Source organism: Microbacterium sp. H6 (assembly GCF_003314775.1).
Classification (GTDB): domain Bacteria; phylum Actinomycetota; class Actinomycetes; order Actinomycetales; family Microbacteriaceae; genus Microbacterium; species Microbacterium oxydans.
Genome location: NZ_QOAY01000068.1, coordinates 21,625 through 34,891, shown reverse-complemented (window position 1 = coordinate 34,891; position 13,267 = coordinate 21,625). Strand labels below are relative to the sequence as shown.

Annotated in this window: 21 protein-coding genes and 1 tRNA gene; 4 read left to right on the top strand and 18 right to left on the bottom strand. The window is 66.4% G+C overall.

The features are described 5' to 3' along the window. Nucleotides 1-59: 59 nt before the first annotated feature. From DSP71_RS05005 to DSP71_RS04990, 4 genes are all read left to right on the top strand, one after another. Entirely contained in the window at nt 60-458 is a 399-nt protein-coding gene (locus DSP71_RS05005) for a hypothetical protein (RefSeq protein WP_113680527.1), read from the top strand. Nucleotides 459-530: 72 nt separating this feature from the next. Continuing rightward, complete coding sequence (locus DSP71_RS05000; RefSeq protein ID WP_147251203.1) at nt 531-869, top strand: hypothetical protein; 339 nt, start codon at nt 531-533, stop codon at nt 867-869. Nucleotides 870-1,106: 237 nt separating this feature from the next. Continuing rightward, nucleotides 1,107-1,454 carry a hypothetical protein gene (locus DSP71_RS04995; RefSeq protein ID WP_181800669.1) on the top strand — a complete coding sequence of 116 codons (348 nt, stop codon included), beginning with the start codon at nt 1,107-1,109 and terminating at the stop codon, nt 1,452-1,454. A gap of 62 nt (nt 1,455-1,516) precedes the next feature. Beyond that, nucleotides 1,517-2,092 carry a hypothetical protein gene (locus tag DSP71_RS04990; protein ID WP_113680524.1) on the top strand — a complete coding sequence of 192 codons (576 nt, stop codon included), beginning with the start codon at nt 1,517-1,519 and terminating at the stop codon, nt 2,090-2,092. 1,600 nt (nt 2,093-3,692) lie between these two features. Here the strand turns inward: DSP71_RS04990 and DSP71_RS04975 are convergent. The 18 genes from DSP71_RS04975 to DSP71_RS04895 form a co-directional block, all read right to left on the bottom strand. Then, a tRNA-Asn gene (locus DSP71_RS04975) sits at nt 3,693-3,764 on the bottom strand. A gap of 246 nt (nt 3,765-4,010) precedes the next feature. Further along, nucleotides 4,011-4,280 carry a hypothetical protein gene (locus DSP71_RS04970; RefSeq protein ID WP_113680521.1) on the bottom strand — a complete coding sequence of 90 codons (270 nt, stop codon included), beginning with the start codon at nt 4,278-4,280 and terminating at the stop codon, nt 4,011-4,013. Further along, nucleotides 4,270-4,509 carry a DUF3039 domain-containing protein gene (locus DSP71_RS04965; RefSeq protein WP_113680520.1) on the bottom strand — a complete coding sequence of 80 codons (240 nt, stop codon included), beginning with the start codon at nt 4,507-4,509 and terminating at the stop codon, nt 4,270-4,272. The genes DSP71_RS04970 and DSP71_RS04965 overlap by 11 nt, the downstream gene beginning before the upstream one ends. A gap of 136 nt (nt 4,510-4,645) precedes the next feature. Further along, complete coding sequence (locus DSP71_RS04960) at nt 4,646-5,101, bottom strand: hypothetical protein (RefSeq protein WP_113680519.1); 456 nt, start codon at nt 5,099-5,101, stop codon at nt 4,646-4,648. Further along, nucleotides 5,094-5,510, bottom strand: coding sequence for a DNA translocase FtsK (locus tag DSP71_RS24580; protein WP_396652042.1), 417 nt, complete (start codon nt 5,508-5,510; stop codon nt 5,094-5,096). The genes DSP71_RS04960 and DSP71_RS24580 overlap by 8 nt, the downstream gene beginning before the upstream one ends. Continuing rightward, the gene (locus DSP71_RS21980) at nt 5,507-5,836 is read right to left on the bottom strand and encodes a hypothetical protein (protein ID WP_181800670.1); all 330 of its coding nucleotides are present in this window, start codon (nt 5,834-5,836) and stop codon (nt 5,507-5,509) included. Before DSP71_RS21980 ends, DSP71_RS24580 begins: the two co-directional genes overlap by 4 nt. Then, the gene (locus DSP71_RS04950) at nt 5,829-6,227 is read right to left on the bottom strand and encodes a hypothetical protein (RefSeq protein WP_113680517.1); all 399 of its coding nucleotides are present in this window, start codon (nt 6,225-6,227) and stop codon (nt 5,829-5,831) included. Before DSP71_RS04950 ends, DSP71_RS21980 begins: the two co-directional genes overlap by 8 nt. Then, nucleotides 6,224-6,997, bottom strand: a complete 774-nt coding sequence (locus tag DSP71_RS04945; protein WP_113680516.1) for a hypothetical protein — start codon at nt 6,995-6,997, stop codon at nt 6,224-6,226. Before DSP71_RS04945 ends, DSP71_RS04950 begins: the two co-directional genes overlap by 4 nt. A gap of 2 nt (nt 6,998-6,999) precedes the next feature. Then, the gene (locus DSP71_RS04940) at nt 7,000-7,305 is read right to left on the bottom strand and encodes a hypothetical protein (RefSeq protein ID WP_113680515.1); all 306 of its coding nucleotides are present in this window, start codon (nt 7,303-7,305) and stop codon (nt 7,000-7,002) included. After that, nucleotides 7,298-7,696, bottom strand: a complete 399-nt coding sequence (locus tag DSP71_RS04935; protein WP_220151077.1) for a DUF4326 domain-containing protein — start codon at nt 7,694-7,696, stop codon at nt 7,298-7,300. The genes DSP71_RS04940 and DSP71_RS04935 overlap by 8 nt, the downstream gene beginning before the upstream one ends. After that, nucleotides 7,684-8,013: a hypothetical protein gene (locus tag DSP71_RS04930; protein ID WP_113680513.1), complete on the bottom strand. Its 330-nt coding sequence runs from the start codon at nt 8,011-8,013 to the stop codon at nt 7,684-7,686. Before DSP71_RS04930 ends, DSP71_RS04935 begins: the two co-directional genes overlap by 13 nt. Next, nucleotides 8,010-8,792 (bottom strand): hypothetical protein, encoded by a 783-nt coding sequence (locus DSP71_RS04925; RefSeq protein ID WP_113680512.1) that lies wholly within the window; start codon nt 8,790-8,792, stop codon nt 8,010-8,012. Before DSP71_RS04925 ends, DSP71_RS04930 begins: the two co-directional genes overlap by 4 nt. Beyond that, a complete protein-coding gene (locus DSP71_RS04920; RefSeq protein WP_113680511.1) occupies nt 8,785-8,988 on the bottom strand; it encodes a hypothetical protein in 204 nt (67 codons plus the stop codon). Before DSP71_RS04920 ends, DSP71_RS04925 begins: the two co-directional genes overlap by 8 nt. Next, complete coding sequence (locus DSP71_RS04915; protein ID WP_113680510.1) at nt 8,985-9,317, bottom strand: hypothetical protein; 333 nt, start codon at nt 9,315-9,317, stop codon at nt 8,985-8,987. Before DSP71_RS04915 ends, DSP71_RS04920 begins: the two co-directional genes overlap by 4 nt. After that, nucleotides 9,314-9,961 carry a molecular chaperone DnaJ gene (locus tag DSP71_RS04910; RefSeq protein WP_113680509.1) on the bottom strand — a complete coding sequence of 216 codons (648 nt, stop codon included), beginning with the start codon at nt 9,959-9,961 and terminating at the stop codon, nt 9,314-9,316. The genes DSP71_RS04915 and DSP71_RS04910 overlap by 4 nt, the downstream gene beginning before the upstream one ends. Continuing rightward, nucleotides 9,958-10,818 (bottom strand): hypothetical protein, encoded by an 861-nt coding sequence (locus DSP71_RS04905; RefSeq protein WP_113680508.1) that lies wholly within the window; start codon nt 10,816-10,818, stop codon nt 9,958-9,960. Before DSP71_RS04905 ends, DSP71_RS04910 begins: the two co-directional genes overlap by 4 nt. Continuing rightward, entirely contained in the window at nt 10,815-11,348 is a 534-nt protein-coding gene (locus tag DSP71_RS04900; protein WP_113680507.1) for a hypothetical protein, read from the bottom strand. The genes DSP71_RS04905 and DSP71_RS04900 overlap by 4 nt, the downstream gene beginning before the upstream one ends. Nucleotides 11,349-11,370: 22 nt before the next feature. Beyond that, complete coding sequence (locus DSP71_RS04895) at nt 11,371-13,263, bottom strand: DNA cytosine methyltransferase (RefSeq protein ID WP_113680506.1); 1,893 nt, start codon at nt 13,261-13,263, stop codon at nt 11,371-11,373. Nucleotides 13,264-13,267: the final 4 nt, after the last annotated feature.

The following is a 13,267-nucleotide window of genomic DNA, read 5'->3' as shown; positions in this document are numbered from 1 at the left end:
ACCGCAGCACGGGACCAACCCGGGAAGTGAGACACCCGGGCAACCGAAGGGAAAGCAAGATGAGCGAGACCAAGACCCCCGCTGAGATCGCCGCCGACGTGGCAGCCAAGTTCCCGGGACTCAATGACAAGTTCCTAGACGTGTTCCGTGGGTGGATCGTCGCGGGGATTGAAGCCGACCGCGCACAGCGCGCCCCGAGTCCTGTCTACGCGGCCGTGATCGAATGGCCCGAAGAAATCGCAGACCGTGACCCGGCACTGATCCTTGCTCACTCGATGGGTGAGCGAGCGGCGGGCGTCGTTGCCGAGATCCGGGAGGTTTCGGACCTCCTGACCGATCCCGAATGGCGGGCGGCACTGGCGGACATCGACAGCATGGAATGGCCGGATTGCACCGACGCGCTAGAGGCAACGCGCTACGGCTCACCGTTCGTCACGACGTACGAACGCGACATCTGAACATCCCCCGGGAAGTGAAGCACCCGGGGCAATTGAAGGGAACGAACGATGAGCACTCTGGACATCACGAACATGACCGCCGCCGACATGCTGGCCGCGATGACGGCGCTGCAGCAGAGCATCCGGGGGAAGTGCCCCGAGCTGGTCGAAGAGACCGTAACCGACGACGGAGAGACCTATCAGGCGTTGCGTTGCCCGACGTGCGGGCACCTGGTGGACGACGGCGCTGCGTTCTACGCGGTGGACGTGTCGGAGCGGTGGAATTCCGCAGAGCCGGATCACGACGGGCAAGAGATAGACGTGAGCAACGGCGACGATGACTACGGATCGACGCTGTACTACTTGCACGATGTCGGCGATCAGCCGCACCCTGTCGTACCGCCGATGGGATGGCGCGAGCGCTGGACCTGATCGCAGCACCCCGCGCACCGCGTAGGCGGCGTCCCGATCACGACGGGAGCGCGGACTCATCCGGCCAGGTGAAACAGGCCGGGAATCGAAGGGAAGAATGACATGCGAGTATTCGACTGGGAAGACGGATTCACGGCGCACAGCGCGACACTCGACGGCGACACGCTCACCGAGCACCAGGGCGCGGACGTGGAGAGGCGTTCTACGCTCACCCGTCGGCCGGAATGGGACGGGCACGTGAACGCGTCCGACTACGCGATGACAGACGAATTCAGCGCCGGAGAGGTCGAAGCAGTTGCGGCCGTGTGGATCGATGGCCTTGCGTACACACTGACCGATGCGACGACGACGGGCGACCTGCGCGCCGCAATTGCGGCAGTGACCGCGGATCAACGGGCAGGGCTCGACGGCATTTCGGAAGCGGACGCGGTGGCGCACGCTCGCGACACGTTGACGTTGCCGGGAAGCCCTCGCGTGTTCGGTGCGGTGCAGATCGACGGCGACATCACGGAACCGCTGTACCGGGCCTATGTGGCGGTGCTCTCGGCAACGCCGGAAGCCCTTGCAGCTGCGCTCACGCGCTGACCACAACACCTACTTGCAGCATCCGGGAAGTGAAACCCCCGGGCACCGAAGGGGAATCGACGATGAGCGCATACCGGGATGATTTCAACGCATGGGCGGAATATGTCGCCGGGGAGCTTGCACGCTTCTACGACCACACGGGCGGCGTCACCTACCTGTTCCAGAACAGCCCCCGCGCAAACGCCTATCTTGCGAAGGCGACGGCGCGCGGCCTCACGACGGAACAGGCGGCGTTCTACGGCGCGGCGCACATGGTCCGCGGCATCGTCACGTCTGAATTCCGGCAATGGTGGATTGAGCATTGGGGCACCGAGCGGGTGACGTTCTCCCAGTGGCGGGAGCGCGCCGCAGAGGAGCGGGAGCAGGTCGCCTGGGAGGATTCCGCGGAACGGGCGCTCGACCAGCTCGACATGCTGCGTCGGCTCACGTCGGAACGGGACTCGCTCATTCTCGACGCGGCGTCGAAGGGAGCATCGAAGGTCGCGATTGCACGCGCAGTGGGCCTCTCGCGGCAGCAGGTGCACACGATCATCGCGAACGCGACGGCGCCCGATGTTGCGCCCTTTGCGCAGTGGGAGAACGAAGCACCAGCCGTCGTCGAAGTTGCGCCGTCCGCGGCGTGGGGTGAGGTGTTCTAGTTGCAGGTTTCGCGCGTCCGCGTAGGCGGCACCCGGCGTCATGGCCGGGACGTGCACGGGGAGCAGATTGTTCCCGAAGTCTCCGCAGGGGACACAACACAGGGAGTTGCACGATGAGCGGATTGCTGGCTGGGGAATCCAGCGTCGCGGCCGTCTCGCCGACGGGCGGATGGCGCATCGGAGCGACTCGGGTGCTGTGGCGGAGCGCGCGGGAGCGTTCTGGGGACGCTCCCGCGCTGCACACGACGATGTCAGGAGAGGTAGTTGCACCATGAGCCGACGTATCGGGGTGCCAGCCGTGACGGATCTTGCAACGGTGCCGGAGTCGGAGCGGGTGAATCCGCTTCTTGCGCCGAGGGAGGTTGCACCTGTCTACGACAGGAAGTTGCAGCCGCTCGCCGGCGTGCGCTGGCCGCGGGGTGAGCCGCGGGCTCAGGAGCCGTGGGAAGTTGCGTTGTTCGATGTACCTGATCCGGGTGAATTGCAGACTTGGTGACATGAAGATGCCCCGGCTCGACCTCCGATGGAGGGTGAAACAGAGCCGGGGCGGTGGAATCCAACCGAAGGGAAGGAACCATGAGCGATTCTACAGCGCATGGGATGATTGCAGGTATGACCGTGCAGTACCTGGGGCCAGCCGAAGTTGCAGCGCGCTTCGGCCTCGCGGCGAGCACGATTCGGCACTACGCCGCTCAGGGGAAGATGCCCGAGCCCGACGTTCGCGTCGGGCCGACCGCGGGATGGTCGGAAGCGACAGTCGACGCATGGTGGGCGAGCCGTCCCGGCCGCGGCGCGAGGACGGATCTTGCATCATCGGACGCGTCGAAGTGATCGAGCGTCTTTCGCGACTGCTGATCGGCACTCGCCTCGGGTGCTGGATGGGATTGCACGCGGTAACCCGCCGAGAGAATTGCTTCTGCAAGCGCTAGGGCATCAGCCCGGGGTGGCGGCGCTTCTTTGCAGCCTTCCGACGCGCCGACGCGGCTTGCCCTCCCTCTGAGGAGCTCTTCACGCGGTGGTGGTGCTCGCACAGCGCTTGCAGGTTCGACGGCGAGTGATCCCACGATCGCGACTGGTCTTTGTGGTCGACCTGGTTCGCGTATTGCAGGCATTTGCGCTCGGTGTCGTAACGGATGTGCTGGCAGCGGTGCCGGTCCCTGGTGAGGACCAACTTGCAGAGTTGCGGCCAGTCCGGCGGAAGTTGCGACTTCCGGTCCGACGTCGACCATGCCACGGGTCAGCCCCTCTCGCGACGCGCCTGCCTTGCTTCGGCGGCGTCGAGGATCTCGCATTCGCCGGCGGCTGCATCGGAGCTCCATGAGGTGCCGCAGTCGCGGCAGTGGAACTCCGCGGCGGGCGGCACCGTGGGTGTGGGGGTGTTCACGAGTCTCCCCTGCTCAGCGCCCAGCCGGGCGCGGGTTTCCAGATGATGTGAGCGAGGATGCTCAAGCTGATGCCGACGGCGATGCCGCGGATGACGCGCATGATTGCACCGCCGTGGTCGAAGGGAAGTTGCGGGAGGTGCTGGACCGGCTCGGGGTGCCTTGGCGGGGATGGTTACCGCGCACCCGAAGTTGTCGAAAGACCCGCACCTCCACAGCTCCGGGAGCAGGATTCGAACCTGCGGCCAACGCATTAACAGTGCGTCGCTCTGCCGCTGAGCTATCCCGGATCGGCCCGCCGCAGCCGAACTGGCTCGGGCCTGTTGAGTTGTTGCCCCTATGCACGCCAGGTGGTGCGCTCCGGCGATGGTGTCCGGCTCTTCGGGGCGGGATTCGTCGCTCGCCCGTCGACCGAGCTAGTCGGGAGCCTTTGGGAAGGCTCGACCGGCACGCCGGGAGGGGGTCTTAACGACGAAACCCTCGGAGTGATGATCCGAGGGTGTGGGGTATGGACGAGTCCAACCATAGAGACTCTATCAGGAGTTCTTCCGGTTCTCCTTCGGATGCCATCGTGTCGTGCCGGGAGATTTCAGGGGGATGTCTCCCCATCTGACCGCGAGCGGTGGCCGGCCGGTGCCGTCCCAGACAGGATGCTCGAACGTGCGGATGCCGTCTTTCGCGATCCACTCGTCGATCGTGGAGCGGCGCACGTTGAACAGCTTCGGGAGGTCGCTGACCCGGACGGCCGCGTCGGCAAGCTCGTTGGTCGAGATGAAGTCGCGCTTGCGCATCGGTTCAGGCGTCATTGCTCAGCAGCTTCCCGTTGTCCTCGTAGATTTCCTTGCATGTGGGGCAGACCGGGAACTTTTCCGGGTCTCGTCCGGGCGTCCACGTCTTCCCGCACAGCGCCTTGACGGGCTTCCCCGAGAAGGCCGACAGCATGATGTCGTTCTTGCGGACGTAGTGCGAGAACCGGTCGTGGTCCCCAGCATCTGTGGTGACGGTGTCTGGCTTCTCGAGCGTGTGAGTGCTCATCGCTTCTCCTGTCTGTGGGTCGATTCTCGGATGCCGCGGTAGACGCCTTCGCTGAAGGCATACATCGCGCTGAGCGACGGCAAGTAGAGCGGATTCGGTGGGCTTGGCCGATACACGAGCCGACGCGGTCCGGCGATCATCGGTCGCTCCACAGGTGCATGTGCTCGGGCTCACCGCAGTACGTGGCGTCGGTGCCGTCGGAGCGGTACGCGCACTCTGGGTCGTCGGGGTGGCCTGCGACGCTCGTGTACTGATGGTCGACGATCATCTTGCGGTAGCGGACGAGGAAGGCGAGGGCTGCCTTCTGTTCATCGTTCTGGTCGGCGGGGTCTGTGCTGCTGGCGTTCCACCCGGCGTCCGTCGCCCACTCTTCAACCGTGTCCTCTCCGATGGCGTCGTCGTTGGCCCACTCGGCGACGAACGGCATGAGCGCGTCGCATGCGGCGCAGTTCACCCAGTCGTAGACGCGGCCATCGTAGATGAGCGTGGCGCGCTCATACTCCTGTCCCGGCTCGACCGCCGGCTGATGGCACAGCATGCAGGTGTGTTGCTTGCGCGCGCGGACCTTCTTCCGGCTGAGGACGTCAGGCATGATTCTTCTCTCCTTCGGGGATGCGGCGGAACGGGACGATCGGATTGAGGGTGAACGTCCCGGACTGGTCGAGGGTCACTTCGACCTCGGGGCTGTGTTCGCGATGCCCGTCGGCGAACTCGAGGATCATGGCCTGGCGCTTCGCTATGTTGGCATGGTCCGCTGGTCTTTTCGGCGCGCAGGCGAGGATCTCTTCTAGGGTCGGCGGAGTGGGCGGCGGCACGAGCACCTCCCGCGACCTCGCTCCCTCAGCGGGGCCGACGACGCCGCGGACCTCGAGCGCCGCCATCACTCGACCGGCCTCGGAGAGACCGATCTTCAGCTTGCGTTGCAGCATCGATGTCGAGCCGAACTGGGAGGTGCGCACGAGCTCTTCCGCTTCGTTCACGTGGTCATCGAAAGTGGTCATCGTCTCTGTCTTCCGTCTCTGTCGAGGGGGATCGCCGAGCCGCCCCATGACACGGGACGGTCGTCGATGAGGGTCTGGCAGTTCGGGCATCGCCATGCGGTGCAGTCGAGGTAGCGGTGCCAGTCGGTGAGGCGCCCGGTGTCGTGGACGTGACCGCAGCGCGTGCACTGGCACGGGAACGTCATGCCTGTGACATCCGCGATGACCGGGTTGTTGTCGAGGGCGGCGAAGGTCACGCCGGCGCACACGCTCCACCTCGCCGGCGCTTCCTCCCACGCGTGCCGGCCGTGGATGTGGCCGACGCCGCACGGCTTCGACTCAGCCATCGGCGCCCTGCTCTACCGGCACCCACGGGCCAGCCTTGCGACGACGCACGATCAGGACGTCGAGCGGCGGGTACTCGGGGTCGGACTCATCCTTGTGCGCCTTCTGCGCCCAATGCTGCGCGGCTTCGAAGCTCTCGAATGCCCCACTTCGCGTGAGCACGTCACGAGTATCCGACTCGATCAGTTCGTAGCCGTACTCCCATTCCGGTTCCTCGGCTACGACACCCTCGGCGGACAGCCCCGGCCAGCGCACAAGCACCGCCTTCGAGCACCCTTCACACGTGAGGATCTGACCATCGACCTCGCCGACGTCGTAGTGGTCGCTCCCACACTCGGGGCACGTCCACTCGAACGTACGCCGAAGATCGGTGAATACTGGCGCGTCGCTCATCGCACACCCCCAGCAGCACGCAGCTCGCGAGCCAGCGCACGGAGCTTGTCGAGCGCGGCCATCGGGTGCTGGTGGATCTCGTCCGGAGTCATGCTCTCCGCGGCGTCAATCAGTGCGCGGTGCGCGTCGGACGGTTCGCCCTGCGCGGAGTTTTCCGAGAGTTTTACCGGACCCTGCACACCCCCAGCAGCACGCAGAGCGGTGGACGTGTCGCGGAGCAGCTTGACGACCGTGGCTCGGACGTTGCTGCCGCCGACCTCGTAGTGCCCTTCAAGGCTCTTCGCGGCGTGGTCCAGGTAGTCCGCATCGGCCTTGTACTCCGGGATGCCGATCGGCCCGAAGGGGACGTGCGGGCGCGGAATCGTCAGAGAGCCGGACGGTTCGCCATGCGGCTCTGATCCGTTGGACCGAAGCGCGACCAGACCCTCAGCATCCGGGTAGTCCTCGACGCTCGGCTCCGGTACCTCGGTGCGACGGAAACCGAACCGCACCAGGATCACATCGGCGAGCATCTCCGAGAACGTACGCCCCTGCGACTCCTCGGTGAGCGGCGCTTCGAGGATCGCGACCAGCGCTTCCCGCTCGTCGTCGGTAGAGGTGAGAGCCGCGATGACGAGATCGCGGACGGCTTCGGCTTCGTCCCTCTCAGCCCGACACGCGTCGTGCTCAGCGTTCGTGACGACGCGGTCGTTCTCGACCAGCATGGAGTCCGAGGTCGCGGTGTCGATTACAGCGCGCAGCCTCTCGATCAGCTTCTTCTTGTCGTTCATGGTCATCCTCCGAATGGTCCTGCGTTGTCGATCGAGAAGTCGTCGCCGGTGAGGACGAAGCCGTCACCTCGGTGTCGCTGGCCGATGCCACGCGCCTCGGCGGACTTCTCACCGACGTTGTACTGGTCGTAGTAGCCGGTGCGGTTCCGCTCCCGGGCCTTCGCCTTGCCCAGCGGTGACCGGATCGGCCACTTCGCGACACGGTGCCCGGTCGCGGCGTGCTCGTCAGCGGCGGCCTGCCCGATGATCTTCGGGTTGCAGCCGACGACAGTGCACCGCCACCGGTTGTGCTGATTCCGCTCACCCATCGGTCTGGCCTTCCTCGTTGGCGATCGCTAACAGCACGTCGGCATGGCAGGGCTGGGCGAGCGGGCACCAGCACGCGAGGTCTTTCCCGCCGAGCTCGCGGACGATGTCGGCGACGTCCGGAGTGCTCGGGCTATGGAACACCACGCGCCCGTCCTTCCCGAGCACGCTGAGCCGGTACAGCTCGACAGCCTCGCGTCGATCCCTCGGGGTGACGGTGCCGCCGAGCGGAGGCACCCACCGTGAGTCCGGGAACAGCACGATCTCGCGGTCTTGCCCGACCGCGAACGGGTTTCCCCACCGGGACGGTCGTGCGACGACGACCGCCCCTTCGGGCTTCCGGTATCCGCGCCGGCGGGAGAGCTGCACGCGGCGAGGCGTCATCCGTTCCATCGCACGATCCCGTCTCGGTTCTCGGCGCACACGATGGCCGTGCGGGTCAGGATCTCGATGAACCCTTCGTAGTCGCCCCACCCACTCGCGGGGTTGAGCGCCTTGAACTCGGCAGGCTTCGAGACGGCGCGCATGAGTCCTCGTGCGGCGCGGTCGGCGAGCACGTCGGCGCGGACGCCTTCGAGCTCATGACTCCCCTGCTTGAAGATGCCAGCGAGCCGCCACATCGGTTCCAGGTTGTACGTGTGACCGTCGACGATCTCCACCCAGTCGAGTCGGTCGCGACCTTCGTACTCGATATCGAGTCCCCAGCTCACGTCGTCTTCTCCTTCTTGGCCGCCTTCTCGCGGCGCTTCATGTCTGACTCGATGGCGGCGAACGCGGGCGCGTACTGCTTCACCCACGTCTCCCACGCGACGACGTACCCGCATCCCTCTGACCCGCACACGACGCGCAGCTCGTCGCCGACGCGGTCCGGTGCGGAGCGCCACAGGTGGGTGTATCCGCAAGACGGGCACTGCAGGTGCGGGATGGGCCGGAACTGTGCCTCCGAGTCCGGCCAGCGCTTCAACGCGACCGCCATGCGCTTCAACATCACGACTGCCTGCGTCGCGCCTTCTGCTGTGCTGATCCACTCGTCGACGTCGAGCGCGACTGCGTCGTGCGCGAGCTGGATCGCCTGGTCGATCGTCGCGGTCGACCTGATCTGTCGCGCGCCGAGCGAGACCATGAGCTCGTCGGCGGCGATCCACGGGTCGGGCATGAGGATCGACTTCTCCATGGACGTGTCGACTCGCTCCCCCACCGCCTGCGCGGGCTTCTCGATCGACCGGAGGTGAGCGATCAGCCACGCGAGCCGCCCGAGCGCGTCAACGACACGCCGATAGCAGACACCGCAGAGGTAGCCATGCTGCGCCGACCGGGGCACGCACCCCCGGCAGTCGGGGTTCTCGCACTCGGCGTAGTGCGCCTCGGGGATGCGCTCTCCTCCCGGGGTCATCCCCCGCCGGCGGCACGGGTATGGGCGGTCGGCACGGTGGAGCGCCGCCATCCGGTCCGTGCGGTTGGTGATGCAGAACTCGGTGCCGTCAGGCATCGGTGACCTCTCGTTTGAAGGTGAACGTGACCGGGTTCGGGCCGTACCTGTGACCCATCGCGTTCCGGTGGGGGTCGGAGATTTCCATGTCGACGATCTGCGCACCCGCCGGTATCTCTCCGATGGCCGAGAGGATCGAGACAGCGTCGTCATCACGGGCGGTGACCGTGAGGCGCTCTTCGCGCCGGACGGTCACCAGACACCTCCGCGCTCGTCCTCCGCGTGGATGCCGAACCGGTCGACCTCCGCCTGCTCGCGCTCGGACAGGGCCGGCGCGGAGGTATACATGGGATTCGGTTCCTCGCGGATGGTGTAGTCGCCGATGGGGCGGAACAGGAGACCGGCGATTCGGTCGGGCGGTCGGGACCAGAACGGGTCGTCGACGGCGTCGAAGAGGTTCGCGGGCGTAATCCGGAGCGGCATCTCGCGGGTGAACATCTCCACGGACTCCGCCTTCGGGATGTTGATGATCGTGCGGTCTGGTCCCTCATCGACGATGATCGTGATGCCTGCGCACTCGGTCATTTCAGCCACCCTTCGGCGCGGAGCTTCGCCTCGGCGAGAGTGACGCGCTGGAAGATCGCGGCATCGCCGCCGTGGTCGGGGTGTGTCGCACGCTGGGCGTTGCGGAGTACGACGCGTGCTGTCGCGACGTTGAGGACGGTGCCTTCGCTCTCGACCAGTCGGCAGAGGAACGTCCACGCTTCGTCGAGGTTCGCGAATCCGGCCGGTGTGGCGGTCGCTTCGATGGCGAGAAATCCGCGGTACTGCTCGCTGCGCTTGGAGACGCCGTACCGTTCGACCATGCGGAGCGCCTCAAGCGTCTTCGCGATCGCGCGGAGGTTGTCCTGCCACTGCGGGTACGTGTCGCACGGGTACGACAGGTGTCCGAACGGGGCGTCGATCGAGAAGATGACGCCCGGGTGCTCGGGCTTCGCGTTCGCGTACGGGCGACCGTCGGCGCGGAACGCTCCCGGCGGGACCGCGATGAGCAGCTCAGCCGACTCCTGCTGTGCGCGCGTCTCGACGAGCTGGTAGATCTCCCGGTCGAGGAGCGTGAGGGTGTCGGACAACGGCGCGCTGAACTTCGAGGGCTGCCGGTTGGCGGTGAGGGCCGTCGGCCACTCGCCGATCGGACCCACCTTCATGGACTCGGGCCATGCGATCATGATCTTCCTTCTGTCTGGACTTCGTCGAGGACTTGGGTGAGGCGAGCAGCAACGTTGTTGGCGCGTTCGATGGCGGCAACGATGTCGTCAGTGACGGGCCGCCGGTCGTCCTCCACGGCCGCCGCGGCGAGGATTGCCCGGGCGACTTTCTCGGCGTCGAGCGTCCACGTGAGACCACGGAACGCATTCGGCGCGTCGTCGCCGTACTCCCCGAGCCGGTCAAGCTCTGCCACAACGTTCGCGACCGTGAGCCGGTTCGATCGGTACGCGCTCTTCCCGTCGTTCTCGCCGAGGGCAGCCGACAATCGGGAGATCTCTCGGCTGTGCTCCTGGTTTGCCTCTGCGAGCTGTTCGGCTCGCTGTCGATAGATCTTCGCTTCCGCGGAGGCAGCGATGTCAGCGAAGCCGGTCTTGGCGAAGATGGTCCCCCATGCTTCGACGAGGATCGACGGGTCGGGCTGCAGCGTCGGGGCTTTCGTGATGATCTGCATGAACCGTCCGCGCACGGGCGGCGCCATGACGCCCCACTTCTCGGGGATGTCGAGGCCGTCGATGAGCGACGCGTCCGCGACGACGAGCCACCACCGGTTGCAGTAACGCATCCAGGCGTCGGCCTTGTGCGGGTCGCGCACCTCAGCGATCACATCGCTCCGGCTGACCTTGATCTCGTGACCGATGATCGTGCCGCGGTCACCGGTCGTGATCGGCAGGTACAGCGCATCAGCCCGGCGCAGACTCTTCGGAGCCTGGATCTCGGTGATGAGTCGTCCCCCCGGCGGCTTCGACGGCGGCGGTGAGTAGTGCGCCTCGAGGAGTTCGATCATGTCGCGCGAGGTGCGCTTCACAGGTGTGGTCACGATCGTCCTTTCAGGATTCGGGTCAGCCCCTTGGTGTGGGCTGCGGGGAGCTCGATGATCGGGTGACCTTCGAGGATGGATGCGCCGATCGCCGCCCAGACGGCGTCGGCTTCGTTGTCGTTCGACACGGCCGCCTCCGGCACGCGCCGTTCGGTCGCGAGGAGCACGTCGCTCTTGTTCGCGTTCCCCCGGCCCGTGGCGAGCTTCTTGAGCGACGAGGGGGCGAACACCCACGGCGCTTCGTGATGCTCTGTGAGGTCGCTCGCGGTCAGCCACCAGCCCCCGAACATGCGATCCAGCGCCGAGCTCTTCGCCGCGAGCGATGGCCCCTCGATCGCCCAGATGTCTCCATCGGAGGGGTCCGCCCAAGCTTCGATCTGCGCGGCGATACCGTGCACCCGGTCCAGGTAGCCGACGATGGTGCCGTCGTCGGGCTTGGTGGAGATCGTGCACCGATCCCACTCGCCGTCGACGTACGCGGCGACGCCACATCCTGTGAGCGACCAGTCGATACCGATGAATGCGGTCATCCTGATTTCCTTTCGTTCGGACTCACGCCGCGACCGCCGATCCGTTGATGAACTCAGCCACCGCGAATCCGAGGTCACGTGCCACCGGTGGGGTGACGGCGTTGCCGGCTTGCTTGACCTTGTCGCGCTTCGAACCGAGGAGGTGGTAGTCGCGGGCGAAGCCCATGCCTGCCTGGATCTCGTGAGGTTCGAGCATGCGGAACCCGGCGTCGTCGACGTCGAGGCTGATCGGCTCGATCGGTTCGATCAGCGACTGATGCCCCGCCGTCGTGAGCGCGCGCAGCGGCTCATGCACCGGCGTCGACATCTCGGCTCCCGAACCGCGGCCGTTGTTGTTCCGCATCACGAGCGCGTGGTGGTTGCCCTCGGCGCTGACGGTGTCGATCGGGTATGTACTCGGCTTCGCGACGCCGTGGTTGCGGAGTGGGACGACCAGCGCTTCCCGGTCGACTGTGGTCACAGCACCGAGCGGGTCGGACGTTGTGCGAGCTGTCCCTGTGCTGTAGTACGGCACGAGCAGCCCCGTCTTGTTGCGCGTCGACTGCGTGCGAAGCGGGTCCGCGGCGGATGCTGCGCTCTTGCCCTCGCGACCCTCCACGGGGATGAGCTGAGCGAGGAACATCGACCCTGAGGCAGTCAGCGCGCCGAGCGGTTCGCCCGCGGACTTCGCCGGCACGGTGTTCCCTTCGCCCCGCACGATGAGCGCGTGGTTCGCGCCATCGGCAACGACCGTCGGCAGCGTGCCATCGAGCGTCTGCGTGCGGTGGCGTTCCCTGAACTGCGCCAGGAATGGCGGGAAGGCGACGCCGTGCTCCGCCGATCCCGACTGGGTCGGCATCGGGACGTCGAGTTCCGACACACGGAGGTAGTTCCCCGGCTTCCCTGATGCTGAGTCGTACGTGTTCCCCGCAGCCTTCACGACCAGCGGCGTCCAGTGCCGCTCGATGCCACGCCGGATGCGCTCACGAGTCTTCTCGGCGAGGGGCTTCTCGCGATCGCCGATGCGCGGTGCAGGGATCGACCAGTCGATGATCGACGCTGCGGGCAGCCATCCCGGTTCCACAACCGCGTAGCACTCGGGGCAGCGGTAGAGGTACTGCGCCCGGTACCGTCCCCACGGCTCCTTCTTCTTGAACGCCTGCACGGCGCGCACGAGGCCGTGCTCGAGGCAGACGGCCTCGGGGCGCGTCCATTTCCCGATCGCAGGAGCGGGGCGCTTCTTCGTCGCGAGGTCCGCGCGCCAGAAGACGATGTACATGCGGTCGCGGGACTGCGGTGCGGGCAGGCCGCCCGCCTGAGCGTGCATGGAGTTCAGCCACACGATCTGGTGGCGGTAGCCGAGCAGCTCCATCGCCTGCAGCCAGGCGGGGAACATGATCCACTTCGCGGCGTCGACGACGTTCTCGATGACGATCGCCTTGTACTGGTGGTGCTCGGCGAACCGCGGCACGTCCCACATCGTCGCGCGGGAGCGGTTCGCAGCCTCGTCGACGAGCGGGCGGGTGCCATCGAGTTCGAAGAGCGCCTCGTTCATCGCGCGCTGGCGCTTGACGCCCTTCGCGATCGAGTGGTTCGTGCACTCCGGCGACGCCCACAGGATGTCAGTCGTCGGGAAGTACCGCGGGTCGACCTGGCTGATGTCCGCCTGAGAGTGGTCGGTCTCCGGGTGGTTCACCTGGTGCGATGCGATCGCGAGATCCCAGTGGTTCGCGGCCATCATGACGCGGTAACCGGCCTCGACGAGCCCCGACGAGGAGCCGCCCGCACCGCAGAACAGATCGGTGACGGTGAGGCCATTCCAGGGGACGCTCGGCTGCACGTAGCCCTTGAGCTTCCGGGTGTCGTGGCCGGCGACGAATGCCTGCGTGAGAAGGTCGGTGTGCGAGCGCTCGAGCGTCGCTGCTGACGGTGTCATCGGT

Excerpts from the sequence above, each read along its gene's own strand:
- DSP71_RS04960 (WP_113680519.1), bottom strand. The coding sequence starts at position 5,101 with ATGCCTGACGTCCTCAGCCGGAAGAAGGTCCGCGCGCGCAAGCAACAC.
- DSP71_RS04925 (WP_113680512.1), bottom strand. The coding sequence starts at position 8,792 with ATGCCTGACGGCACCGAGTTCTGCATCACCAACCGCACGGACCGGATG.
- DSP71_RS05005 (WP_113680527.1), top strand. The coding sequence starts at position 60 with ATGAGCGAGACCAAGACCCCCGCTGAGATCGCCGCCGACGTGGCAGCC.
- DSP71_RS04970 (WP_113680521.1), bottom strand. The coding sequence starts at position 4,280 with ATGACGCCTGAACCGATGCGCAAGCGCGACTTCATCTCGACCAACGAG.
- DSP71_RS04965 (WP_113680520.1), bottom strand. The coding sequence starts at position 4,509 with ATGAGCACTCACACGCTCGAGAAGCCAGACACCGTCACCACAGATGCT.
- DSP71_RS04990 (WP_113680524.1), top strand. The coding sequence starts at position 1,517 with ATGAGCGCATACCGGGATGATTTCAACGCATGGGCGGAATATGTCGCC.
- DSP71_RS04915 (WP_113680510.1), bottom strand. The coding sequence starts at position 9,317 with ATGACCGAGTGCGCAGGCATCACGATCATCGTCGATGAGGGACCAGAC.
- DSP71_RS04945 (WP_113680516.1), bottom strand. The coding sequence starts at position 6,997 with ATGAACGACAAGAAGAAGCTGATCGAGAGGCTGCGCGCTGTAATCGAC.
- DSP71_RS04895 (WP_113680506.1), bottom strand. The coding sequence starts at position 13,263 with ATGACACCGTCAGCAGCGACGCTCGAGCGCTCGCACACCGACCTTCTC.
- DSP71_RS05000 (WP_147251203.1), top strand. The coding sequence starts at position 531 with ATGACCGCCGCCGACATGCTGGCCGCGATGACGGCGCTGCAGCAGAGC.
- DSP71_RS04950 (WP_113680517.1), bottom strand. The coding sequence starts at position 6,227 with ATGAGCGACGCGCCAGTATTCACCGATCTTCGGCGTACGTTCGAGTGG.
- DSP71_RS04935 (WP_220151077.1), bottom strand. The coding sequence starts at position 7,696 with ATGGAACGGATGACGCCTCGCCGCGTGCAGCTCTCCCGCCGGCGCGGA.
- DSP71_RS04940 (WP_113680515.1), bottom strand. The coding sequence starts at position 7,305 with ATGGGTGAGCGGAATCAGCACAACCGGTGGCGGTGCACTGTCGTCGGC.
- DSP71_RS21980 (WP_181800670.1), bottom strand. The coding sequence starts at position 5,836 with ATGGCTGAGTCGAAGCCGTGCGGCGTCGGCCACATCCACGGCCGGCAC.
- DSP71_RS24580 (WP_396652042.1), bottom strand. The coding sequence starts at position 5,510 with ATGACCACTTTCGATGACCACGTGAACGAAGCGGAAGAGCTCGTGCGC.
- DSP71_RS04910 (WP_113680509.1), bottom strand. The coding sequence starts at position 9,961 with ATGATCGCATGGCCCGAGTCCATGAAGGTGGGTCCGATCGGCGAGTGG.
- DSP71_RS04900 (WP_113680507.1), bottom strand. The coding sequence starts at position 11,348 with ATGACCGCATTCATCGGTATCGACTGGTCGCTCACAGGATGTGGCGTC.